The following is a 22,539-nucleotide window of genomic DNA, read 5'->3' as shown; positions in this document are numbered from 1 at the left end:
TATTTCACACGAGATTACCCTTTATTTAATACTCCTAAACCTAACCCTGTATGTTTACATGTAATCAACTTTTGACACTGAGGGCAAACACACTGCTCAGAAGTATGCTGTTACTCCTTTTTGTGTTCAGTACCGGAGCCGTAGTGATGGCTCAGAACGCTTCAGAAAAACTCCGCATCATCATGATCGGCGCGCACCCTGACGACTGCGACATCAAAGGCGGCGGTACAGCCGCGCTCCTGTCCTCGATGGGCCACGCGGTCAAGTTTGTATCCGTCACCAACGGCGATGCCGGCCACCAGACCGACAAAGGAGCCTCTCTGGCCAAACGCCGACTGGCCGAAGCCAAGGAAGCCGGTAAGCGCTTTGGCGTTACCTACGATGTACTCGACAATCACGACGGCCAGCTCCTGCCGGACCTGAAAACCCGCCTGCAGATCATCAAGAAGATCCGTGAGTGGAATGCCGACGTAGTGATTGCCCCCCGTCCCAACGACTACCACCCCGACCACCGGTATACAGGTGTACTCGTCCAGGATGCAGCCTATATGGTAGCCGTTCCGAATGTTGCTCCCGAGACACCACCGTTGAAGAAGAACCCGATCTTCCTGTACTTCCAGGATCACTTCCAGCGGCCTAACCCGTTCCGTCCCGATGTAGCCGTTGATATCACGCCCGTGTACGCGCAGAAGATTCACGCCATGGATGCCCACCAGTCGCAGTTTTACGAGTGGCTCCCCTGGATCGGCGGCTTTCTGGATCAGGTACCTGCCAACAAAGCGGATCATGAAAAATGGCTGGGCGAAACCCGCGCCACCAAGATCACACCCGAAGTACGGGCTTCACTGGAAAAGTGGTACGGTAAGGACAAAGCTGCTCAGGTACAACACGCCGAAGCCTTTGAAGTATGCGAATACGGCGCCCGCCCTAGTGAGGCTGATCTAAAGCGTTTGTTTCCGATGCTGAAGTAGACTTTAGATAATTACCTTTTAAACAAATAGCCGCCACTTTAAAGTGGCGGCTATTTGTTTTTTCAACTATAGATAAGATTCAAATATCTTCATAATCTTCTCCATAGCCGGTGCCACCACCGCCCAGGGATGAAGTACTTTCCCTACTTCCTCTCCCGCTTCTGTAGTTCTTCAAAATCTCCGTTCACCCAGCGGGGTTGCCCGATATAACCCGGTGAAACAATGAAACGTCCGGTCTGGGTATCCAGGATAATAGTTTCTCGCTCACCGGCTACAACCTGGAAACGACGGGTATCTATAATGTCAGACTCAGGTTTAGCTTTCTCGACAGGTGTGAAGTTGGCCAGTAGCAGAATACCTCCCAGGGTAAGGGCACCCATAAAAAATGATTTGAGGTCGATAGAGAGGTGAAAGGTTTTCATGGTCGCTAAAATGGTTAGTTTGTTGATTGGTATAGTAAAATGACACAGTTGCCTCTGGTATTGCCAAAGAACATCTACGGCAAAGAAACATTTTATTTAGAGTATGCCTATATTTCGTAGCGGTTCTGTCTAAATAATTTAACCCTTGTATACTACCTACAACGAATCCATTATTTAGTAGCCCCTCAGCTACGGTATGGGAACTATTAGTGATAAAAACTGCCGTAGGACCTTACATGGATAAAACTGCTAATGATGAAAAAACTCGTAGTACTCACAGCCGCACTTTTACTAAGCCTATGCGCCCACTCTCAAAAAAGAGCGATCAGCATTGATGGCACCAGAATAATGATTAATACCATCGGACTGGAAAAACGTAAGGAAGGACAGCCGGTAGTGGTATTTGAAAGTGGATACGGTACTCCTATGGATAACTGGGACCGAGTGCTGAAAGGGGTATCTGAGCTGGCGCCACTAATTACGTATGACAGGCCCGGCATAGGTGAGTCGGAGCCGGATAATGAGATGCCCACTATCAAAAATGTATCCGATAAGCTGATTAAAGTACTTAACCAGCTAGAAATAAAGCCCCCTTATATACTGGTGGGACATTCGCTGGGAGGTATGTATGTACGTGGCTTTGCGGTATACTTTCCTGAGGTACTGGCAGGACTTGTCATTATTGACCCGGCTGATTTTACCGAAAATCATCAGAATAAGCGGGACTACTATAAGCCTTTGGGATGGGATGAGGCCCGCATTGATAAAGAAGTCGCAGGAATCGTATCTTTCCTGGAAGACAGAAATCGGGATGCGCCCCCGTCAATTAAAGAAGAAGGAATAGTACTGGCTGACTTGCGAAAAACGGAATTTAAGGAGATAACGGAAAGCCCGCTTCCCAATATTCCGGTCCATATCATCACGGGTGGCCGGTTTGATGCTCCCGAGGATTCCCGCACTCCGGAAAATATAGCAAAATTCAGATCGAAAATGAGGGTCAGGGGGGGCCGGTGGATGGATGTAGTCCAATCAGTGGATAAGGGAATGCTGTTCTATAGTGGCGATGCCGGGCATTTTGTCCACTACGATGATCCGGAGTTGCTGGTTGCGAGTATCAAACTGGTACTGCAGGATTACGAACTGCTAAAACAAAAGAGCGACAAGTAGTGCCTCTCCGCCTGGACTGATACAGTCCATGCCTCTTATCCCAGACCTGCTCCCGGTAAGCTGTCAGTTGCTGATCCCAGCTGCCTGGCTGCCGGTAAGCCTTAGGTATGCCTCCTTAACATTTGCCTTCACCCTACTGTTGTGGTTCAGACTATAAAACAAAAGCATGGCTGTAGCTGGTGAGAATAAAACAATAGTACTGGCGGGAGCCACTGGTGATCTGGGTGGGCGCATAGCCCGGTCACTACTTCAACAGGGAGCCCAGGTAAGGGCTATTGTCCGTCCCGGAAGTACCGGCAAGGCTGTTGAAGCGTTGCGACAACTGGGGGCTTCGATCGTTGAGGTTGACTTCAGCAGTACTTCCGGGCTGGTTACCGCTTGTATGGGTGCCGACTGCGTAGTATCGGCGCTGTCAGGACTACGGGAGGTGATTGTAGACGCCCAAACGGCCTTGCTCCAGGCGGCGGTTGAAGCCAGTGTTCCCCGCTTTATTCCCTCTGACTACGCCATTGACTACACCGGGCTACCTCCCGGGACTAACCGTAACCTCGACCTTCGCCAGGCGTTTCGGGAGCGCCTCGATAAGGCACCCATCGCCGCCACATCGGTTCTTAACGGTATGTTTACCGACCTGCTGACTGGCCAGGCACCGGTTATTCTTTTCCCGCTCAACCGGGTGGTCTACTGGGGCAATGCCGACCAGCCGCTGGACTTCACTACTACGGAGAATACGGCTCAGTACACCGCTGCTGCCGCCCTTGACGCTACTACTCCCCGGTACCTCCGCGTTGCTGGTGATGTACTTAGCCCCCGCGGACTAAGAGAAGCGGCCAGTGAAGCGACTGGAAAGGAATTTCGCCTATTTCGCGTCGGAGGGCTCCAAACGCTGGACACTATGATCAAAGTAACCCGTGCAGTCATGCCCAAAAACGACGATGTTTTCCCACCCTGGCAGGGGATGCAGTACCTGCGCAATATGCTAAGCGGGCAAGCCAAACTGGAACCGCTCGACAACAACCGCTACCCAGGTATCCGGTGGACATCTGTAAGGGAAGTACTTGCTACTCGCCCTTAGTACCTGTCTCCACTAAGGGGTACTCTCTGACAGATCTGCACCCGCATCGATGGTACTTACTAGCAGCCACAGGCGCTTGTGAGGTTACCTGGCCCAGTCCGGGGCAGGTACTTTGGCATTGAAGAGTTCGTCGAGGTAGTAGGTACGGCGGTAGCGTTTGTCGCATTCGTCCTCGTTACCTATGGGGTAGGCACATGCTTCGTAGAAGCCTACGGCCCGGGAATTCATGAGGCTGACCGGAGCGCCACCGGGCAGCAGGTCGTCGCGGTGGTCGCGCTGGAGCAGGCAGTGCCCCAGTTCATGAAATACCAAAGCCTCGCGGTTCTGTTCGATGGTAGTTCCCCAGCAAAGACCGGTTTCTACCAGAGTGATCTTGCGCTGACCATTAGTACCTGCCTGCGTACAACTACCGCACTCATCTCCTGAAGTAGCACCGGTAGCCTTGATCTCCACAATGAGGTTTTCCAGTTTGATATCTATGCCTCGCTTCTGCCCCTCTTCCACAAAACTTTGAACGTACTTTTCCACCACCTTCGGTACATCATATACCGTAGGTTCAACCGGATCATCGCCCGAGCAAGCCATCAAAAGTCCCAGACACCAGGGTATATATCTTTTCATTGTCCAGCAGTTAGCCTTCAAAATCAACTTTCAAGTGGCTGCCATCGCAGTAGGGTTTGTTGTGGGATTGGCCACAGCGGCAAAAGGCAGTTACCTTGCTTTTATCTGCTTCCTGCCCTACCGCATCCTTTACTTTCAGGTTACCGTACACCAGCAGCGGGCCTTTGGGAAGTACTTCTACCAGAGTCGTGTTTTCTATGGTTATGGGCTCTAGAGTACTACTGTTCATATAGTACGAAAGCGCTCCCGACGGACATTTATCAATCTGTTCTACGATCGATTCTGTTTCGGCCCCATCGATGGTGACCCAGGGACGGTTGCGCGGATCAAAAACTCCGGGAAGTCCGCGGAAACAGAGCGTTGAATGAATACACTTATGCGGCTGCCACACAATGGTCACCTCTCCATTGCTGTACTTTTTTGTAATTTCTTTTTCCATGAATAATCTGGGTTTACAAGCTTAAATATATCAATGAGTTGGCAATTGTCATAAACTGGGCCGGATTCCTTCTCAAAACCGGGTTGCTTTAAACATTCACAGACGATCTGTCGTTAAAATGTCCCTTTTACTATGTAGTACTACTAATCCGCATGTACGTGAATAAAGTCCAACTGAATATTTGTCTGACTTCATATCCTACCGAATCAGAACTACCCGAAGCGGAACAACAGCTCATGGAAGCAGCCCGCCAGGCCACCCGCAAGTCCTACGCTCCTTACTCCAACTTCCATGTGGGAGCGGCCGTCCTGCTCGAAGACGGTACTGTGTTTACAGCCGGTAATCAGGAAAACGCAGCCTTCCCCTCCGGCTCCTGCGCCGAGCAGTCGGTGATCTACTGGGTAGGTGCTAACTACCCCGACAAGCAGATCCAATCGATTGCGGTGGTAGCCCGGCCCGGCGAGGCCCGGCCCGGTCTGGCTGGACCAGGTGTGGCCCAGCCCAGTCAGCAGGAGGAGTACAAACCGGTATCGCCCTGCGGGGCCTGCCGCCAGTCACTGCTCGAGTACGAACACCGTCAAAAACAGCCGATTCGCCTCCTAATGATGCGGCCCGATGGAGGTGTTATTGTCTCCGAATCCATCTCTAATCTACTGCCGGTGAAGTTCGATGCGGATGATCTGCGGGGGTAGCTACCAGTACCATTCATATAAATCTCGCGAAGCTTGTAGTTAGGAATGAGGTAAATCTTCTTTTTAGAGTACGGGACATAGGCCCGGTCACCTCATCCTAAACACATTGCGTATCGCGTATGAAAAGATCCTTATTGGCCCTCATCCTGTTTGGCAGTATACAGCTGGCCACCGCCCAGTCGCAGGACTGGAAACCGGTAGAGGGTAAGATATCCACTACCTGGGCTACTCAGGTTAATCCGGCGGCTCCGCTTCCTGAATATCCGCGTCCGCAAATGGTACGTGCCAACTGGCAAAACCTGAACGGACTCTGGGACTACGCTATCAAAGCCGGTGCTCAGGACCAGACCAAGCCTGCTACATTTGAAGGAAAAATACTGGTACCCTACGCGGTAGAGTCGGCCCTGTCGGGCGTGGGCCGCACCGTAGGTAAAGACAGCGTGCTGTGGTACCAGCGGACGGTTAAGCTTCCAAACAAGCTCAAAAACCAGAACGTACTTCTGCACTTCGGGGCGGTAGACTGGCAGTGCGATGTATACGTTAACGGCAAGAAGGCGGGTTCCCACCAGGGCGGCTACGATCCGTTCTCTATTGACATTACGCCTCATCTGGTGAAGGGGGATCAGCAGATCGCCGTACGGGTGTGGGACCCCAGCAGCGACGGCCCACAGCCCCGCGGCAAGCAGATCAAAAATCCGCACGGTATCTGGTACACCCCTGTAACGGGTATCTGGCAGACCGTATGGCTGGAAACAGTACCTACCAGCTATATCTCCGACATCAGAAATATTCCTAATATAGATAACAAAACTCTGACGGTAGCCGTACAGGGACACAACGATGAGCCCAACGACCTCATTAGGATTACGGCCATGGACGGTACCACTCAGGTAGCCCAGCAGGAGGTAGCTCCTGGCTCAGAAGCCGTTTTGCAAATCAGCTCGCCTAAGTTGTGGTCACCCAGTAATCCTTTCCTATACGACCTGACGGTGTCGCTGGTGCGCAACGGCAAGGTAATAGATGAGGTCAAGAGCTACTTCGGCATGCGTAAGATATCCGTAAAGCCCGATGCGCAGGGTATCCAGCGTATGCTGCTCAACGACCAGTTTGTATTCCAGTTTGGCCCGCTCGATCAGGGTTGGTGGCCCGATGGCCTTTATACGGCTCCTACCGACGAGGCACTTCGCTTTGACATCGAAAAGACCAAAGACATGGGCTTCAACATGATCCGGAAGCACGTAAAGGTAGAGCCTGCCCGCTGGTACTACTACTGCGACAAGATGGGTATGCTGGTATGGCAGGATATGCCAAGCGGCGACATGGGCAACCGCTGGGAAGCCCGCCCGGGGGTAGCCGGACTGGGTACCGAGAAAGATCGTACGCCGGAGTCCGAAAAGATATTCCGCACGGAGTGGAAGGCCATCATGGATGCCAACTACAACTTCCCTTCTATCGTGGTGTGGGTACCATTCAATGAAGCCTGGGGACAGTTCAAGACCAAAGACATCACCAACTGGACCATGCAGTACGACCCTACCCGCCTGGTCAACAGCGCCAGCGGGGGTAACTTCTTCCCGGTAGGACACATGATCGATCTGCACAACTACCCCGCACCCGCCATGCCCGACCCTGAGTTGTTTGGTACCAAGCAGGTACTGGTACTCGGTGAATACGGTGGACTGGGTCTACCCGTTGAAGGGCACACCTGGCAGCAGAAAAACAACTGGGGTTACCAGACGTTTAAGACGTCCGATGAGATGTTTGACCGCTACAAAACCTTTATTGATAACATAACCGGTCTGATCAAGGACGGCCTTTCGGCTGCTATCTACACCCAGACTACCGACGTGGAAGTAGAGGTAAATGGCCTGATGACCTATGACCGGAAGGTACAGAAGGTACCCGTGGAAAAGCTCCACCAGGTCCACCAGAAGCTATACGACAAGTCGCTGGTGAAAATGAATAAGTAATAGGTAGCTTTTAATGAAGACACCCGCAGGTCTAAGAATCTGCGGGTGTTTTTTTAAAACTCCTTTCTACAACTCGCCCACCCTACACTCCGATAACTAAATCCTTCATCAGCGAGTTAAGGAAGCTATAACTCACACTATTAAAATGATATATGAAGGTTATATCTCCACGATTCCACGCTATTCTTGATTATCTGCTGGTTGTTTCGCTCTGGTCTGTGGCAGGTTTGTACAGCTGGGACTCTTCGCTATCGGCCTTCACGTTTGTACTGGGAGGAATACATCTGGTACTTACGCTCGTGACCCGCTTTCCAGGTGGTATGTTCAAACTCGTCCCTTTCCCCATTCATGGTTATGTAGAGTTAATAGTAGGCATATTGGCCGTACTGGCCTCTCTATTTTATTTTGAGGAAAGCCTGGCAAAGAACTTCTACTTAGGCTTTGGGATAGTTGTTCTGGTTGTATGGGCGCTAACCAACTACCGTAGTAGTGACTAAACCACTAATCCCATCAGTCGCTCAATTCCTGCTGGCATTATCTTTTTCTCTACTTCCATGACCACTTTCTGAGTAGTACCAGAAACAGGTCAAGCACTAAGCTATTATAACACACCATTAACTTTTTAAACAGATTCATCTTATGATTCGTATTCCAACACGTGCACATGGTATCATGGATATGGTATACAGTGCTGCTCTTATGGCGGCACCCGTGGTGCTTAAAGCTATGACCGATGGTCGACTGAAAAATCAGGGAACGGCCAATAAGCTGCTGCCAACAATTGGTGCGGGTATCCTGGCTCAGGGACTTATGACCAACCACGAGACAGGAGCAGTAAAGGCCATTGATATGAAAACTCACATGGCGATGGACCTGGGGGTAAGTGCTCTGATGATGGCGGTACCCTATGTAGCCAAATTGGATAATCGGATAAAATACCCCATGATCGCACTGGGCGTGCTCGGTATAGGTCTGGCACTAATGACCAAGACCAAACCAAGCTATGAGCAGGCACCTACCGAAGAGCCTGACACTTTCCTGGAGCATGTAGAGAAAAAAGCTACCAAATAAAGTTTACGGCCTCTGGCGATATCGCCAGGGGCCGTACTACTACTAATGCCGGTGGAATTTATAGATTACCTGTTTTGCCACCGTCCACGGGTATATTGATACCGCTGATGCTGGCTGCCGCCGGACTACACAGAAAGGCCACCGCAGCCGCCACTTCTTCAGCCTCCGCGAAGCGGCCCACCGGTATCTCCGACTCCATATGAGCAGCCACTTCATCCACCATTCTGCCTTGTGCTTCGGCGCGCATACCCAGTACCGCATCCAGTCGGCTGGTACGTGTATAACCCGGTAATACATTATTAACTGTGATACCATACTTGCCCAGTTCCAGCGAGAGAGTCTTGGACCAGTTGGCTACGGCTCCGCGTATGGTGTTGGATACGCCCAGCCCCACTATGGGTTGCTTCACCGATGTACTGATAATATTGACGATGCGGCCAAAACCTGCCTGTTTCATACTGGGTACTACGGCCTGGGTCAGGATCTGGTTGTTGATCAGGTGCATCTCAAAGGTTTTCAGGAATTTCTCCGGAGCTTCGTCAATGATAGATCCTCCCGATGGTCCTCCTGTATTATTGACCAGTATGTGTACATCCGGCACCAGCCTCAGGTATCCATCAATGGCCTCTTTTACGTTCCCGCTATCGGCAAAATCTGCCACAACGTAACGATGAAGCTGCCCCCGCGATATATCCAGGGTGTCGACAGCCTCCGCTAGTTTTTGTTCATTCCGGGCTATAAGTGTAACATTGGCACCCAACAGAGCCAATTCTACGGCCGAAGCGTAGCCTATTCCCTGGGTACTGCCGCAAACAAGGGCTGTTTTACCAGAAAGATCAAGATTCATGTGTGATTTGCTGTATTAGTATAAAGTATAAACTAGACTATCAGAGCAAGTATATAAAAATTAAGCCGGGATACGACGTAGCCCGGCCTGATAATCTATCACACAATGTATTTATCCGGTAAGCCTTCTATATACCTATGATATAGTGCTCCAGATAGTTGATATGCTCTCCCTGTTCCTGAATCATCGCCATCACAATATCACCTATACTTAGGATACCTATAACACGTCCCTGCTCCATGACAGGCAGGTGCCGGATCTTCTTCTGGGTCATAAGCTCCATACAGTCTGTAATATCCAAATCAGGCGTTACGGTGTACACCTTTGGAGTCATTACTTCCATAATTGGCGTACTCTTGGCTTTCCGTCCCTGTATAATTCCCTTTCGGGCATAGTCCCGCTCGGAGAAGATTCCCACCAAAGTCTGACCATCCATAACTGGCAGGGCACCTATCCCTTTTTCAGCCATGAGGTGAAGTGCCTCAATAACCATTTGCTGCGGAGTAACATACCACACACGCTGGTCTTTCTTGTCTTTTACTAATTTTTCTACCGTACACATAAGCCTATGAGTTATGTTAATAAACACTATTTTAGGGCTGGTACGAGGAGAGTGTCTGAGATAGAAGACTAATCTACAAATTATATAATTGAAATTCAAGCCATTGCAACCAAACAATGACAACAAATAATTACTCCCCTCTACCTTACCCCTCTTACTTTTAACCGCAAACTCGCCTTGGGTCGCAAGGTGACCATAGGCTCAGATTCCACCCGTTGTCCGGGATAAAGCAGCTGAATATCAAAATCCCGTACTAATAAGGCCAGTACCACCTGCATCTCAAGCAGAGCGAAATTGTTGCCAATGCACATTCTGGGGCCGCCCCCAAAAGGTATATAGGCATAGGTAGGACGCTCTTTGATAGCCTCCGGTGCAAAGCGATCGGGGTTGAATACCTCCGGCTGGTGCCAGTAGTTGGGGTGGCGATGCAGTACATAAGGGCTTACCAGCACGTAGGAGTCAGGCTTAATTGTGTACCCTCCTATGTAATCAGGGGTCAGCGTACGCCGCCCCACCATCCAGGCGGGCGGGTAGAGCCTCATTACCTCCTGTACAACCTGCAGGGTATAGCCCAGTTGCCGGGCCGACTCAAAAGTAGGTACTCCCTCGTCACCCACTACCTGTATGACCTCCTCCCTGAGCCGCTTCTGAACTTTTGGATGCTGAGCCAGTACGTATAAGGCCCACGACAGCGCGTTGGCGGTAGTTTCGTGCCCGGCCATGAAGATGGTAGTTACCTCATCGCGTACCTGCTTATCCGACATACCTTCGCCGGTTTCTTCGTCGCGGGCGTGCAGGAGCATATCCAGCAGGTCATCGTAGCGGACATCGGGGTTGCGGGCGCTTTCGTCCCGGCGGTTGTTGATAATGTCGTAGATGAGTCCCTCCACCTTTTTTACCGCGTTCAGGTAGCGCAGGTTACCGGGTGTAGGGTACTTCAAAGGGATATTTACGAAGCTTTTGAGTGCATTGTCAGAGTAGTGCATGATGTCATTGAGCGCTCCCGATATACCCGCTACGCGGTCTCCCACATCGGTACTGAACAGGGCTTTGGTCACGATATTGAGCGTCAAACTCAGCATATCGGCCGTGATATCTCGCGCCTGGCTATGATCATGCTTTTTCCACTCAGCTAACAGTACCTGCGTTTCGTGTACCATCATGTCGGTCATCAGGGCCAGGCGCTGCTTGTAGAAGGCCGGCTGAGCCAGCTTGCGCTGCCTCCGCCAGAAGTCACCCTCGCTGTTGAGCAGGCCATTGCCCAGGAAGATCGCCAGTATCTTGTAGGCTTCGCTCTTGTGGTAGTTGCGGTTGTTTTCCTGTAAGACGTGCTTGGCATCCTCAGCCGTCAGCAGTACCGTGATGTCGCGGCCCAGTACATTGACCCTGACCAGCCGCTCGTACTGCCCCTGCAGATCGAGCAGAAAATTCAGCGGATCACGCACAAAATGCCAGGTATTACCGACCAGTGGCAGCCCCTTGTGGCTGGGTGCCACCTGAGAAGTATGAGGTAGAGTTTGCATAATAGTTACTATTAGTTGAGGATTACACTATCTTTGCGGCTTATTTTAAAAAGAGAGTAGCCGCAAGGGCTCTTTTCCACACGCAATCTCCTCTGAATCATAATATCTAGATCTATTTCACTAAAATACGAACGAAGCGTCGCAATGTCTAAAAAAATTCAATCCGCGCTCATTTCTGTTTATTACAAAGATGGCCTCGAGCCCATTGTTCGTCTCCTGCACGAAAATGGTGTGAATCTCTACTCTACTGGTGGTACCCAAACGTTCATTGAAGAAATGGGCATTCCGGTAACGGCCGTTGAATCGCTGACGGGCTATCCTTCTATATTCGGAGGCCGCGTCAAGACCCTGCACCCGGCTGTATTCGGAGGGATCCTGTACCGCCGCGACCACGAAGGAGACGTAGCGCAGGCTGCTGAGTACAACATCCCGGCGCTGGACATGGTCATCGTAGACCTGTACCCCTTCGAGGAAACCGTAGCCTCCGGAGCCAGTGAGGAAGATATCATCGAGAAGATTGACATTGGAGGTATTTCGCTGATCCGGGCTGCCGCCAAGAACTTCAAAGATACTCTGATCGTATCTACCCGCAACCAATACGCTGATGTACTGGCCCTGCTTACAGAGAAAGGCTGCTCTACCGACCTGGAAGACCGCCGCACCTACGCCCAGCAGGCGTTTGGAACGTCGTCGCACTACGATATGGCCATCAACAGCTACTTCCTGGGAGCCGACTCGGATATCTATAACTTCCGTGGCCTGCAGTCGCAGACGCTTCGCTACGGCGAGAACCCGCACCAGAAAGCTACCTACTACGGTGATCTGGATGCCATGTTTGACAAGCTGCACGGCAAGGAGCTCTCGTACAACAACCTCGTAGACGTAGATGCCTGTGTGGGACTGATCGACGAATTTACCGAAGCGGGTCCTACCTTTGCCATCATCAAACATACCAACGCCTGTGGTATCGCTACGGCGGCCACGGCTCAGCAGGCTTACCTCAATGCACTGGCTTGTGATCCGGTTTCGGCCTTTGGTGGAGTGGTAATTACTAATACTAAAGTAGATGTAGCTACGGCTGAGGAGCTGAATAAGCTGTTCATGGAGATCCTGATTGCACCGGGCTACGAAGAAGGAGCGCTGGAAGTACTTAAGTCAAAGAAGAACCGTATACTGCTACAGCGCAAAGAAGTAGCTCTGCCCGGTGAAATGTTCAAGACGATCCTGAACGGAGTACTGGTACAGGATAAAGACTTGGCTACCGAAACCGCCGCTCAGATGACTACCGTTACTGAGAAAGCACCTTCTGCAGACGAACTGCGTGCGCTGGAGTTTGCTATGAAAGTGTGTAAGCATACCAAATCCAACACCATCGTACTGGCCAAAGAAGACCAGCTCCTGGCCAGCGGTACCGGACAGACCTCCCGCGTGGATGCCCTGCGTCAGGCCATTGAGAAAGCAAAGTCTTTCGGTTTTGACCTGAACGGATCGGTGATGGCATCAGATGCTTTCTTCCCCTTCCCCGACTGTGTAGAAATAGCCAAAGAAGCAGGTATCACGGCCGTAGTACAACCCGGTGGCTCTATCCGCGATAAGGATTCCATCGAGTACTGCAATGCCAACGGCGTAGCCATGGTAACTACCGGCGTCCGCCACTTCAAGCACTAATAGCTGGTAAGCTGTTATCTTTACCCGTCACCGTGGCCCATGTCTCCACGGGCTTCTGTGGACTGTTATAAAAATCTCCTCTCCTTCCAGAGGAGATTTTTGTTTTTTAATCTGCTTACATTAGCACTTTCTACCCTTATACCCGGCTACAAGTACATGCGTTTGTTTTCGCTGCTATATACGATCTGGTGCGCGTTCTGGTTCGTTACGATATTTCTGCTGCTGTTCCCCTTTACGTATATCTTCCTGCAAAGGGAGGAGTGGAAGCCTTATGCGCACTACATCAATCGTTTGTGGGGTAAGCTGCTGTTTCCGCTGGTGGGTATCCGGTTTGACATAGAATATCAGTTTCGGCCAGAGCCGCGGGGTTCCTATGTATTCTGCGCCAACCACTTCTCCTACCTTGACATTGCCACCATGGGCGTTATCCTGGATAATTACTATGCGTTTGTGGGGAAGCACGGGGTGAAGAAGGTCCCCCTATTCGGCTATATGTTTGCGAAGCTGCATATACAGGTAGACCGTGACAAGGGCCACAGCCGCGCCTACTCGCTCAATAAGTCCATAAGGACGCTGGCTTCTGGCCGTAGCGTGATGATTTTTCCGGAGGGAGGTATTGTATCCAAACATCCTCCTAAGCTGCATCTACCTATCCAGAAAGGAGCCTTCATTATGGCCATTCAGCAGCAGGTACCTATCGTACCTATCACGCTCCTGACCAATCACCTGCTCCTGCCGGACGTAACACCCCTGCGCCTGCACCCGGGTATCGTACGCGCCATTGTACACGAGCCTATACCTACCACCGGACTCACGCAGGAAGATGTACCCGCGCTGATGGAGCGGTGGCGCCATGTAGTTGAGGGTGCGCTGGTCGGAGAAATGGATCGGGTGTAGGAGCGGCTACTCCTTATAAAATTATTGCTACTTAGTATGCTCTACCCAGATCAATCGGGATGTATTATAACCGATGCTGCGGGCCTTTTCGAGGTACCTTTGTTTTACAGCCTCAGGCATGGTAGTTTCCCGCGACAGCAACCAGAGGTAGTCCAGATCTTTGCCTGCTACGAGAGCGTACCGGTACTCCGGATCAATTTCAATAACATTATAACCTGAATAAAAAGGCCAGAAAAAGGTCACCTTCAGCTTTCCCTTATCCGGTGACGCTACAAACTTCGCTTTGCCGGTAGCTTCTTCCCACTCCTCTTCTTTCTGATCATACCCCCGGTTAAGTACCTTGATGCTTCCATCCGGATTTAATGAGTAGTTGGCCGTCACATTATTCAGGTTCCGCTCGAAGCGGTAGTTAAACCGGGCTATTTCGTACCACTTGCCCAGGTACCTCTCCACATCGAACGGCTGAACCGCCGTAGCCCCTCGTGGTATACTCCGGCAGGAGTTCAAAGCCGTAATGACCACTACCCCCAGAAGCGCTCCACCTACTAGTAATTTGCCCTTGTTCATTTTGTTAGCGTTTACCACCATTAACTCATTTTGTACCCGAAGGTTTCAATAGTTGTTGAATAGAGGAATAAGCATCCGTGTAATTCAAAGGTGGACAAAAAGGAGCTTACCATAAGCATCCCTGCCCGGGAGTGGGCTATATTGTAGAAGGTACTTGCTTATTGCAGATAGAAAGTCAACCGGCCCAGGTACTACGGGCCGGTGATGCTTTCTTTGAACCCGCCGATACTCCCATTCTCCATTTTGACAACTACTCGGCTAGTCAACCGATGAAGTTCGTGGCTTACTACCTGCTGAACGGCGAGAAGGAGCTGATCGAGCTACTGCCTAAAAAGAAGGAGTAGCCTGCTCATTACATAGCCAGGCTATTCCATAGAAAGTTTTTTTCTCTTCCCCTCCCCCACCAGGTACCGCGCCATCTGTAAGCCTGACTGGTAGGCTCCCTCCACATTCCCCATTCCGAAACCGTCTCCACCCAACAACATGGAAAATGGGGTATCACACCGCAGGTAAGGCTCCGGATGGCGCTGATCGCAGAGGCTGTACCGCCAGCGGTGTACCTGAAAACTCTCGACCGCTTCGGCAGGTATCCACTCGTGTAGCTCAGCGATCAGCTTCTCTCCTACTTTATTCAGATCGCCCTCAAGGTGCTCCCGGCTATACTGTGGACTTGCGTGGATGGTGACGGTAGTTGAATCGTTGATGATGCCTTTCTGCTGATTATCTGCAATCCAGGAAATAGGTCCTTCTTCATATCGTATACCTCCGGGGGCGGGAATCCGGCTTGGCTGGTTTAGCTCCGCAATGACGGCCAGGCAGGGCTGGTACGCAATAGAATCCAGAGCTAACTGGTCAGGTGCCAGTAGTTGGATGCTGCTGTCCGCAAGTAGTACTTTGACTTGCGGGGCGGGTATGGTGATGATAAGTTTCTCAGCCGAGTATATAGTACCTGCCTCGGTACGTACGGTGCAGCCGGTGGTGTCGCCCGCCACATGTACCACCTTTTCTCCCGTACGAATATCCAGCTCCTGAGCCATGTACTTGGGCACGGCGCTCATGCCGCTGCTGCCTACATAGCGTGGATGATGATCGATCCCCGGCAGGTACCACTCCTTTACTACTCCTGCTTCCTGCATGGCCTGCACCTGCGCCTGGAACTCCGGCGTGCGGGCTGAGAAGTACTGGGCACCGTGGTCGGCGCGGGTGTTGTGGATGCGGCGGGTAGCCATTCGGCCCCCTACGCCCCGGCCTTTATCCAGGAGGGTGACCTGCCACTGGTGGCGGGTAAGTTCGCAGGCAGCGGTAAGACCGGCCAGGCCGGCGCCAATGATGATACAGCTTGACATCGAAAAAATTGTTGATTAGAGGTGGGTGTACTAAAAAGTTAACTTTCTATTTTTAAAACTTAGACTACTTTTACTCTGAACTACAAACTACAAAACCCGGGATTTGTTGAAGACCTCCCCCTTTTCAAAAAGTTGGTTTACCCGAGTTGGACGACTGATCGGTATAGGGCTGCTAGCGGTGTTGGTAGGCTACTACATTATCTATCCTCATGTATTCCATTGTCAGACGGTCCGGTACTCGGATTTTGAAAAGGTCAATGATAAGCTTTTTGTTAGTCCGGACATTACACAACCCCAACGCCGCCAGATGTTCCAGACCATCCAGCGCGCCCGCACCCGGGTGGCCCGCTTCTGGGGAGCGGCCCGTGGTGAGGCTACTTTTATACTTTGCAGCAGTCCCGCTCAGTACGAAAAGTACTGCCACAGCAACGAAGGCGCCGGCTGCAGCCTGGGTACTCCCTGGGGCGACTCCTACATCATCCTGAACCCCTTTGGCCTGAACGAAGACGTTGTAAGCCACGAAATGTGCCACGACGAGCTATTCACGCGGCTGGGCTGGTGGACCACTACTACTGAAGTACCTCAGTGGTTCAACGAAGGCCTGGCCCTGATGCTCGACCGCCGCTTTGTCAATAGCACCGATTCGATACAGCGCTACCTCGACTACATGGATGAGTGGTTGTACCTAACCAATGGCGCTCAGGAATTTCTGGAACTGGAAGAAATAAGTACCATGCGGGGATTTTTTAGCGGCAATCAGCGCCACGTGATGCTGGCTTACATGACCGCCGGCATGGAGGTGTCAAGATGGATGGCGCTGGTGGGTAGCTCCGGAATAAAAAATTTAACGGTCAGAGTGGAGGATGGCGATTCGTTTGAAGATGTGTATAAGCAAATGGAAGAGGCCGCCGAACTACGCAGCCAGATAAAATTGCCTGAAACGCCACTTCATCCTCAATGAACAGGAAGCATTTCGCCTTTTAGCCATAGAACAGAGTATTTTTTTAGAGTAATAGCCCTATATGTATAGTGCACAATTTTCTAAAAAAAAGTACCTTTCGAATCGATATCCGTAGAACCTTAAAACCTGTTGACTTACTTATAACCTCATGCAACAATTACAGCTCCTCGATTACCTTGTATTCCTAGTTTACTTTCTCGTGGTAGCCGTATATGGCTACTGGATTTATCACAAGAAAAAATCAGCCGAAGCCTCTACTACTGACTTCTTCCTTGCCGAAGGATCTCTCACCTGGTGGGCTATTGGTGCCTCTCTTATCGCCTCTAACATATCGGCTGAGCAGTTTATCGGTATGTCAGGGAATGGCTTTACCATGGGTCTGGCTATCTCTACCTACGAGTGGATGGCCGCCGCTACCCTGATCATTGTAGCTATATTCTTCATGCCTATCTACCTGAAGAATAAGATATATACCATGCCTCAGTTCCTGACCCAGCGTTACAATAGGTCAGTGAGCCTAATCATGGCGATTTTCTGGCTGGCCCTGTACATCCTGGTTAACCTGACCTCCATCCTGTACCTGGGAGCTCTGGCGGTATCAGGTATATCGGGCATTGATTTCTATACCTGTATGATAGCCCTGGCGATTTTTGCCATTATCATTACCCTGGGTGGGATGAAGGTAATCGGTTATACGGACGTAATTCAGGTATTCTTCCTGGTGATCGGTGGTTTGGCTACTACTTACCTGGCCCTCAACCTGGTATCTGATGACGCCGGACGGGCCGGTATGATGGAGGGATTTAGCCTGATGATGCAAAACCACGACGATCACTTCCATATGATCCTGCCACGTGCTAACCCTTACTACATGCAGTTACCCGGTTTGACGGTACTTATAGGTGGTATGTGGATCGTGAACCTGAACTACTGGGGCTGTAACCAGTACATCACGCAGCGTGCCCTGGGTGCCGATATCAAAACTGCCCGTAATGGTATTCTTTTCGCAGCGTTCCTGAAACTCCTGATGCCTATCATTGTGGTACTACCTGGTATCGCGGCTTATACGCTGTATAGCAAGGGGATGTTTCAACAGGAAATGCTGGGTGAAGATGGATTGATCAATGCTGACAAAGCCTATCCGGTGCTACTCAACCTACTGCCCGTAGGTCTGAAAGGTCTTTCGTTTGCTGCTCTGACGGCTGCCGTAGTGGCCTCGCTGGCTGGTAAGGCCAACAGTATCTCGACTATCTTTACACTGGATATTTTCAAAGACTACTTCGGCAAGAATGCCAGCGAAAAACAGCTGGTTATGGTAGGTCGTGTGGTGGTAGTAGCCGCCATGGTGATCGCTATTGTGGCCTCTCCGTACATGGGTATCGATAAGAAAGGGGGTTTCCAGTTTATTCAGGAAATGACCGGTCTGCTTTCTCCCGGTATCTTCGCCGCCTTCAGTATGGGATTCTTCTGGAAGCGTACCAACTCGGCCGGCGCTATGTTCGCCATCGTGGGTGGGTTCCTGATCGCACTGGGTATGCACAACAACTGGCTGCCGTTTGCTGACTGGTCAGAGGTACCTTTCCTTGATCGTATGGGCTGGGTGTACCTGATCTGTGTGACCGTCATGGTAATCCTGGGTTATGCCCTACCTAGCGAGAACAAAGGACTTGCTATTGATGCCTCTATGTTCAAGACGCACCGTTCTTTTACCATCGGAGCGATAGTTGTGATATCTCTTATTACCTTCCTGTATACTTACTTCTGGTAATAAATCCATTGTCTGTAAGCAAAAGGGCACGAGCTGAGCTCGTGCCCTTTTGCTTATAGAAGCTTTACAGCTCTTTACGCCTCATCCTCATGGATGGTGATCTTTGTGATCTTATCACCCTGACGGATATCATCAACGATGTCCACTCCCTCTACTACCTTACCAAAGCAGGTATGGTTACGGTCAAGGTGGGCAGTGTGACGGCGGCTGTGGCAGATAAAGAACTGCGATCCACCTGTGTTACGACCGGCGTGAGCCATTGACAGTACACCACGGTCGTGGTACTGGTTCTCACCGTCCAGTTCGCAAGGGATATTGTACCCCGGACCGCCACGGCCGGTACCCTGAGGGCAACCGCCCTGAATTACGAAATCAGGGATAACCCGGTGAAACGTAAGGCCATCGTAAAAGCCCTTCTTCGACAGATCTACAAAATTCTTAACGGTATTGGGTGCGTCCTTCTCATAGAACTCGATCCACATCGTCCCCTTCTCGGTGACCATTTCAGCTTTCAACATAGCGATATATTTATGTGATAATGGATAAAAGGTATCGGTACTGTCTCTGATAGAATCAGCCAGACCAAATACGCTACAAAGTTAAAGACTCCCGCTTGGTATTTGAAAGCTATCAATTAATTTACGCATTGGTTACAAAGAATATATAGTAACCATGCCCTTTTTGACCAATAAACACTCCTCTCATTAGATGCCATGAAGAAAACTTTACTGTTTTCGGCTCTGCTGCTTTCTGCCAATAGTATGGCCCAAAGCTCAGATGCCCACTTTACCTCTTACCCTACTCTCACTCCCGATGCTCAGGCTGCTATCTTCAGCTATGAATCTGACCTTTGGAAAGCTGATATAGCTACCGGATCGGCTACCCGGCTTACAGCCATGCAAGGCTCCGAAACCCGGCCACGCGTATCGCCCGATGGCAAGTGGATTGCCTTCTCCAGCAACGAAAACGGAAATACCGATGTGTACGTGATGCCCGTAGCGGGAGGTCCCGTCCGGCAGCTTACTTATCACAGCTCGTACGATCTGGTAGAAGGGTGGTCGTGGGACTCACAGACCATCTATTTTGAGTCGGGTGTTCAGAATGGGGGGACTACCTACGCCATAGAATTGAAGGGTGGTACACCTCGACGCCTGTTCAAACACTACTTCAACCGGATCCATAATGTAGCCGAAGCCCCCAGCGGAGAGCTGTTCTTCAACGATACCTGGGAAAGTGGTAGTCAGGCTATGCGAAAAGGCTACCAGGGCGAATTTAATCCGGATATTCAGTCGTACAACCTGAAGACAAAAGAACACAAGCGCTATACCGACTACCGTGGCAAGGATATGTGGGCAACCATAGACCGCAACGGTAAGATATACTTTGTATCGGATGAAGCCAACGGTCAGTACAACCTGTACACCTTCGAAAATGGCACCAAGACGCCACTTACAAGTTTCAAAGAATCCATCAAGCGACCTCAGGTAAGTGCTGATGGTAATAAAGTAATATTTGAGAAAGACTATCAGCTATGGCAGTATGACTTAGCGAGCCGTACCTCTCAGCCGGTACGGCTAAGTATGGTACAGAACAGTACGCTACCCAAGGCGCAGGAGTTTAGTACCCGGGACAAGATTACGGCCTTTGACGTAGCCCCGGACAACAAGAAGCTGGCCTTTGTATCACGGGGAGAGCTGTTTGTATCGGACCACGAAGGAAAGTATGTGAAGCAGCTTCCGACCCGCTCCGATGCCCGCGTGATGGAAGTAAAGTGGCTGGCCGATAGTGTAACGCTTATCTACAGCCAGACCGTAGGCGGGTACCCCAACTGGTACACCCAAAGGGCGGATGGCAAAGGCAAGGAAAAACAGCTTACTACTGACAGCCAGAGCAACCGCAACCTCAGCCTGAATAAAAAACGCACCCTGGGGGTATACTTGAGCGGTCGCAACGAAGTCAGGATTTTGGACCTCAAAACGCTCGAAAACAAAACCGTAGTCAAAGAAGAACTATGGGGTATCCAGAACGATGTTCCCAGCTTCTCCCCCAACGGTGAGTACATCCTGTTTACGGCCTATCGCGATTTCGAACGGGACATCTTTATCCACCACATCAAGAACAACACAACCCTTAACCTGACCAAAACCGGTATCTCAGAGGTAGAACCTACCTGGTCGCCCGACGGCAAGTACCTGTACTTTGCCTGTGACCGCATGAGGCCTTCGTACCCGTTTGGCGCGCAGAGCCCCAAGGTGTACCGCATGGCACTCACCAAGCTGGATGATGCTTACCGGAGTGAAAAGTTTGAGGAGCTGTTTAAGAAAGAGAACTCACTGGCAGAAGGTGCTACTAGCGACAAAGGCAAAAAAGAAGACGAGAAGAAAAAGGGTAAAAACGCTAAGAAAGAAGAAAAGGAACCGGAGGAAGCTCCCGTTAAGCCCATTGCCATAGACCTGGAAGATATCCTTGACCGTATGGAGCAGGTGAGCCCTTCGTTTGGAGCGCAGGGATCGCCCCTGGTGATCCAGAAGGATGCCAAGACATATGTATTCTATGTTTCGGATCATGACAAAGGGAAAGAAAGCCTGTGGCGCACTACCTACGAGCCTTTCGAATCTCCCAAAACTGAGAAAGTAGAGGAGGGCGTAGGCGGCTTTGATGTAGCCCAGGCCGATGATAAGTACTATCTGCTGATCAATGGCTCTATCCGAAAGTTCAACTACGAAGGATGTCGGGCGGAGTCCATCCAGATCAGCCACACGTTTCAGCGTAGCCTCGCTGCCGAGTTTAACCAGATGTTCCTTGAAGCATGGGCCGGTGTGGAAGAGAACTTTTACAATGAAACCTTCCACGGTACCGACTGGAAAGCCATCCGTGATCGCTACGCTACATTCCTGCCCTACCTGACCAACCGCGATGACTTCCGTACGTTGTTTAATGATATGCTGGGCGAGCTGAATGCCTCGCACCTGGGCTTGTACTCCAACGGCCCCGAGGAGAAAGTATACTACAAAAACAGCACACTGGAAACCGGCATACTGTTTGATGATGTGAATCCCTATACCGTACAGCGTATAGTAAAGCGGAGCGCCGCCGACAAGGCTGACAAAAAGATACTCACCGGCGACCAGCTCACCCACGTCAACGGCATTGCCGTTGATGCCCAGCAAAACCGTGATCTATACTTAACTAAGCCTTCCCTTGAGCAGGAAATAGAGCTTACCTTACGAAGAAAAGGCGCCGACACATCGTACACAGTGCGTATTCACCCGCAGGCTTCGCTAGGTAGCAACCTCTACGACGAGTGGATAGACTGGAACCAGAAGTACGTAGATGAGAAAAGTAAAAAGCGCATCGCCTACGTCCACATGAAGAATATGGGACAGCAGGAGTACGAGCGTTTTGTGGTTGATATGACCCGCGACTGGTACAAAAAGGACGCTCTGATCCTGGACTTGCGCTACAATACAGGGGGTAATGTTCACGACCTGGTACTTAACTTCCTGTCACAGCGGCCTTACCTGCAGTGGAAATACCGTGAGGGAGCCCTCACTCCCCAGCCTAACTTCGGGGTAGCGGCCAAGCCCATTGTACTGCTCATCAACGAACAGTCGCTCTCCGATGCGGAAATGACCGCCGCCGGATTTAAACAACTCAAGCTGGGTAAGGTCATCGGTACCGAAACCTATCGCTGGATTATCTTTACCTCGGGCAAGGGGCTGGTAGATGGGTCGTTTTACCGCCTGCCCTCATGGGGATGCTACACGCTTGATGGCAAAAACATAGAGAAAGAAGGAGTCACACCCGACATCTATGTAAAGCAGACCTTTACTGACCGCCTCAACGATCTGGACCCGCAACTGGAGAAGGCCATTGAAGAACTCACAAAGGCTCTGTAGAGGGGCCAAAAAATTAAGAGCCGTCCCATAAAGGGCGGCTCTTAATTGTAACTATTGCGTCTTGAATGTAGAA

General features: G+C 50.8%; 21 protein-coding genes and 1 pseudogene. 13 read left to right on the top strand and 9 right to left on the bottom strand.

Annotation, left to right across the window (positions count from 1 at the left end; translation table 11 throughout):
• Positions 1-104: 104 nt before the first annotated feature.
• Positions 105-971: a PIG-L deacetylase family protein gene (locus tag JUB14_RS03930; RefSeq protein WP_207504457.1), complete on the top strand. Its 867-nt coding sequence runs from the start codon at positions 105-107 to the stop codon at positions 969-971.
• Between the two features lie 143 nt (positions 972-1,114).
• Here JUB14_RS03930 and JUB14_RS03925 read toward each other — a convergent pair whose 3' ends face one another.
• On the bottom strand, positions 1,115-1,393 hold the full coding sequence (locus tag JUB14_RS03925; protein ID WP_207504456.1) for a hypothetical protein: 279 nt from the start codon (positions 1,391-1,393) through the stop codon (positions 1,115-1,117).
• 252 nt (positions 1,394-1,645) lie between these two features.
• Between JUB14_RS03925 and JUB14_RS03920 the strand changes: the two genes are divergently transcribed.
• Positions 1,646-2,560 carry an alpha/beta fold hydrolase gene (locus tag JUB14_RS03920; protein ID WP_207504455.1) on the top strand — a complete coding sequence of 305 codons (915 nt, stop codon included), beginning with the start codon at positions 1,646-1,648 and terminating at the stop codon, positions 2,558-2,560.
• A 166-nt stretch (positions 2,561-2,726) separates the two neighbouring features.
• Positions 2,727-3,635, top strand: a complete 909-nt coding sequence (locus JUB14_RS03915) for an NmrA family NAD(P)-binding protein (RefSeq protein WP_207504454.1) — start codon at positions 2,727-2,729, stop codon at positions 3,633-3,635.
• Between the two features lie 84 nt (positions 3,636-3,719).
• On the opposite strand, the gene JUB14_RS03910 is transcribed toward JUB14_RS03915, so the two are convergent.
• Both JUB14_RS03910 and JUB14_RS03905 read right to left on the bottom strand, forming a co-directional pair.
• Positions 3,720-4,256: a hypothetical protein gene (locus JUB14_RS03910; protein ID WP_207504453.1), complete on the bottom strand. Its 537-nt coding sequence runs from the start codon at positions 4,254-4,256 to the stop codon at positions 3,720-3,722.
• Between the two features lie 10 nt (positions 4,257-4,266).
• Positions 4,267-4,695 (bottom strand): (4Fe-4S)-binding protein, encoded by a 429-nt coding sequence (locus JUB14_RS03905; protein ID WP_207504452.1) that lies wholly within the window; start codon positions 4,693-4,695, stop codon positions 4,267-4,269.
• Positions 4,696-4,853: 158 nt separating this feature from the next.
• On the opposite strand from JUB14_RS03905, the gene JUB14_RS03900 reads away from it, so the two are divergent.
• The 4 genes from JUB14_RS03900 (at position 4,854) to JUB14_RS03885 (ending at position 8,428) form a co-directional block, all read left to right on the top strand.
• Positions 4,854-5,387 carry a cytidine deaminase family protein gene (locus JUB14_RS03900; RefSeq protein WP_310586066.1) on the top strand — a complete coding sequence of 178 codons (534 nt, stop codon included), beginning with the start codon at positions 4,854-4,856 and terminating at the stop codon, positions 5,385-5,387.
• A gap of 119 nt (positions 5,388-5,506) precedes the next feature.
• The gene (locus JUB14_RS03895) at positions 5,507-7,357 is read left to right on the top strand and encodes a glycoside hydrolase family 2 protein (RefSeq protein ID WP_207504450.1); all 1,851 of its coding nucleotides are present in this window, start codon (positions 5,507-5,509) and stop codon (positions 7,355-7,357) included.
• A gap of 152 nt (positions 7,358-7,509) precedes the next feature.
• On the top strand, positions 7,510-7,854 hold the full coding sequence (locus JUB14_RS03890; RefSeq protein ID WP_207504449.1) for a hypothetical protein: 345 nt from the start codon (positions 7,510-7,512) through the stop codon (positions 7,852-7,854).
• A 142-nt stretch (positions 7,855-7,996) separates the two neighbouring features.
• A complete protein-coding gene (locus JUB14_RS03885) occupies positions 7,997-8,428 on the top strand; it encodes a hypothetical protein (protein WP_207504448.1) in 432 nt (143 codons plus the stop codon).
• Between the two features lie 58 nt (positions 8,429-8,486).
• On the opposite strand, the gene JUB14_RS03880 is transcribed toward JUB14_RS03885, so the two are convergent.
• The 3 genes from JUB14_RS03880 to JUB14_RS03870 form a co-directional block, all read right to left on the bottom strand.
• Positions 8,487-9,275, bottom strand: a complete 789-nt coding sequence (locus JUB14_RS03880; RefSeq protein ID WP_207504447.1) for an SDR family oxidoreductase — start codon at positions 9,273-9,275, stop codon at positions 8,487-8,489.
• Between the two features lie 127 nt (positions 9,276-9,402).
• Positions 9,403-9,837 carry a CBS domain-containing protein gene (locus JUB14_RS03875; protein ID WP_207504446.1) on the bottom strand — a complete coding sequence of 145 codons (435 nt, stop codon included), beginning with the start codon at positions 9,835-9,837 and terminating at the stop codon, positions 9,403-9,405.
• A gap of 140 nt (positions 9,838-9,977) precedes the next feature.
• On the bottom strand, positions 9,978-11,360 hold the full coding sequence (locus JUB14_RS03870; protein ID WP_207504445.1) for a cytochrome P450: 1,383 nt from the start codon (positions 11,358-11,360) through the stop codon (positions 9,978-9,980).
• A 144-nt stretch (positions 11,361-11,504) separates the two neighbouring features.
• Here JUB14_RS03870 and purH point away from each other — a divergent pair, with 144 nt between their 5' ends.
• Positions 11,505-13,028 carry a bifunctional phosphoribosylaminoimidazolecarboxamide formyltransferase/IMP cyclohydrolase gene (purH, locus tag JUB14_RS03865; RefSeq protein WP_207504444.1) on the top strand — a complete coding sequence of 508 codons (1,524 nt, stop codon included), beginning with the start codon at positions 11,505-11,507 and terminating at the stop codon, positions 13,026-13,028.
• Positions 13,029-13,184: 156 nt separating this feature from the next.
• The gene (locus JUB14_RS03860; protein ID WP_207504443.1) at positions 13,185-13,925 is read left to right on the top strand and encodes a lysophospholipid acyltransferase family protein; all 741 of its coding nucleotides are present in this window, start codon (positions 13,185-13,187) and stop codon (positions 13,923-13,925) included.
• A gap of 27 nt (positions 13,926-13,952) precedes the next feature.
• Here JUB14_RS03860 and JUB14_RS03855 read toward each other — a convergent pair whose 3' ends face one another.
• A complete protein-coding gene (locus JUB14_RS03855) occupies positions 13,953-14,492 on the bottom strand; it encodes a lipocalin family protein (protein ID WP_207504442.1) in 540 nt (179 codons plus the stop codon).
• A 98-nt stretch (positions 14,493-14,590) separates the two neighbouring features.
• Here JUB14_RS03855 and JUB14_RS03850 point away from each other — a divergent pair.
• Positions 14,591-14,836 (top strand): annotated as a pseudogene (locus JUB14_RS03850) (cupin domain-containing protein); the annotation flags it as partial.
• A gap of 21 nt (positions 14,837-14,857) precedes the next feature.
• Here the strand turns inward: JUB14_RS03850 and JUB14_RS03845 are convergent.
• A complete protein-coding gene (locus JUB14_RS03845; protein ID WP_207504440.1) occupies positions 14,858-15,838 on the bottom strand; it encodes an NAD(P)/FAD-dependent oxidoreductase in 981 nt (326 codons plus the stop codon).
• 106 nt (positions 15,839-15,944) lie between these two features.
• Between JUB14_RS03845 and JUB14_RS03840 the strand changes: the two genes are divergently transcribed.
• Positions 15,945-16,799, top strand: coding sequence for a hypothetical protein (locus JUB14_RS03840; RefSeq protein WP_207504439.1), 855 nt, complete (start codon positions 15,945-15,947; stop codon positions 16,797-16,799).
• A 148-nt stretch (positions 16,800-16,947) separates the two neighbouring features.
• Complete coding sequence (locus JUB14_RS03835) at positions 16,948-18,567, top strand: sodium:solute symporter family transporter (protein ID WP_207504438.1); 1,620 nt, start codon at positions 16,948-16,950, stop codon at positions 18,565-18,567.
• A gap of 74 nt (positions 18,568-18,641) precedes the next feature.
• Here the strand turns inward: JUB14_RS03835 and JUB14_RS03830 are convergent, their stop codons facing one another.
• Entirely contained in the window at positions 18,642-19,085 is a 444-nt protein-coding gene (locus JUB14_RS03830; RefSeq protein WP_207504437.1) for a peptidylprolyl isomerase, read from the bottom strand.
• Positions 19,086-19,280: 195 nt separating this feature from the next.
• Between JUB14_RS03830 and JUB14_RS03825 the strand changes: the two genes are divergently transcribed.
• Positions 19,281-22,466, top strand: coding sequence for a S41 family peptidase (locus tag JUB14_RS03825; protein ID WP_207504436.1), 3,186 nt, complete (start codon positions 19,281-19,283; stop codon positions 22,464-22,466).
• The last annotated feature ends 73 nt before the right edge of the window (positions 22,467-22,539 follow it).

It is taken from the genome of Telluribacter humicola (assembly GCF_017355935.1).
Lineage (GTDB): Bacteria > Bacteroidota > Bacteroidia > Cytophagales > Spirosomataceae > Telluribacter > Telluribacter humicola.
The sequence above is the reverse complement of the archived record's forward strand: the minus strand, read 5'-3'. Positions and strand labels throughout refer to the sequence as shown.

Coding starts and splice junctions, on each gene's coding strand:
- JUB14_RS03930 (WP_207504457.1), top strand. CDS start 105: ATGCTGTTACTCCTTTTTGTGTTCAGTACCGGAGCCGTAGTGATGGCT.
- JUB14_RS03925 (WP_207504456.1), bottom strand. CDS start 1,393: ATGAAAACCTTTCACCTCTCTATCGACCTCAAATCATTTTTTATGGGT.
- JUB14_RS03920 (WP_207504455.1), top strand. CDS start 1,646: ATGATGAAAAAACTCGTAGTACTCACAGCCGCACTTTTACTAAGCCTA.
- JUB14_RS03915 (WP_207504454.1), top strand. CDS start 2,727: ATGGCTGTAGCTGGTGAGAATAAAACAATAGTACTGGCGGGAGCCACT.
- JUB14_RS03910 (WP_207504453.1), bottom strand. CDS start 4,256: ATGAAAAGATATATACCCTGGTGTCTGGGACTTTTGATGGCTTGCTCG.
- JUB14_RS03905 (WP_207504452.1), bottom strand. CDS start 4,695: ATGGAAAAAGAAATTACAAAAAAGTACAGCAATGGAGAGGTGACCATT.
- JUB14_RS03895 (WP_207504450.1), top strand. CDS start 5,507: ATGAAAAGATCCTTATTGGCCCTCATCCTGTTTGGCAGTATACAGCTG.
- JUB14_RS03890 (WP_207504449.1), top strand. CDS start 7,510: ATGAAGGTTATATCTCCACGATTCCACGCTATTCTTGATTATCTGCTG.
- JUB14_RS03885 (WP_207504448.1), top strand. CDS start 7,997: ATGATTCGTATTCCAACACGTGCACATGGTATCATGGATATGGTATAC.
- JUB14_RS03880 (WP_207504447.1), bottom strand. CDS start 9,275: ATGAATCTTGATCTTTCTGGTAAAACAGCCCTTGTTTGCGGCAGTACC.
- JUB14_RS03875 (WP_207504446.1), bottom strand. CDS start 9,837: ATGTGTACGGTAGAAAAATTAGTAAAAGACAAGAAAGACCAGCGTGTG.
- JUB14_RS03870 (WP_207504445.1), bottom strand. CDS start 11,360: ATGCAAACTCTACCTCATACTTCTCAGGTGGCACCCAGCCACAAGGGG.
- purH (WP_207504444.1), top strand. CDS start 11,505: ATGTCTAAAAAAATTCAATCCGCGCTCATTTCTGTTTATTACAAAGAT.
- JUB14_RS03860 (WP_207504443.1), top strand. CDS start 13,185: ATGCGTTTGTTTTCGCTGCTATATACGATCTGGTGCGCGTTCTGGTTC.
- JUB14_RS03855 (WP_207504442.1), bottom strand. CDS start 14,492: ATGAACAAGGGCAAATTACTAGTAGGTGGAGCGCTTCTGGGGGTAGTG.
- JUB14_RS03845 (WP_207504440.1), bottom strand. CDS start 15,838: ATGTCAAGCTGTATCATCATTGGCGCCGGCCTGGCCGGTCTTACCGCT.
- JUB14_RS03835 (WP_207504438.1), top strand. CDS start 16,948: ATGCAACAATTACAGCTCCTCGATTACCTTGTATTCCTAGTTTACTTT.
- JUB14_RS03830 (WP_207504437.1), bottom strand. CDS start 19,085: ATGTTGAAAGCTGAAATGGTCACCGAGAAGGGGACGATGTGGATCGAG.
- JUB14_RS03825 (WP_207504436.1), top strand. CDS start 19,281: ATGAAGAAAACTTTACTGTTTTCGGCTCTGCTGCTTTCTGCCAATAGT.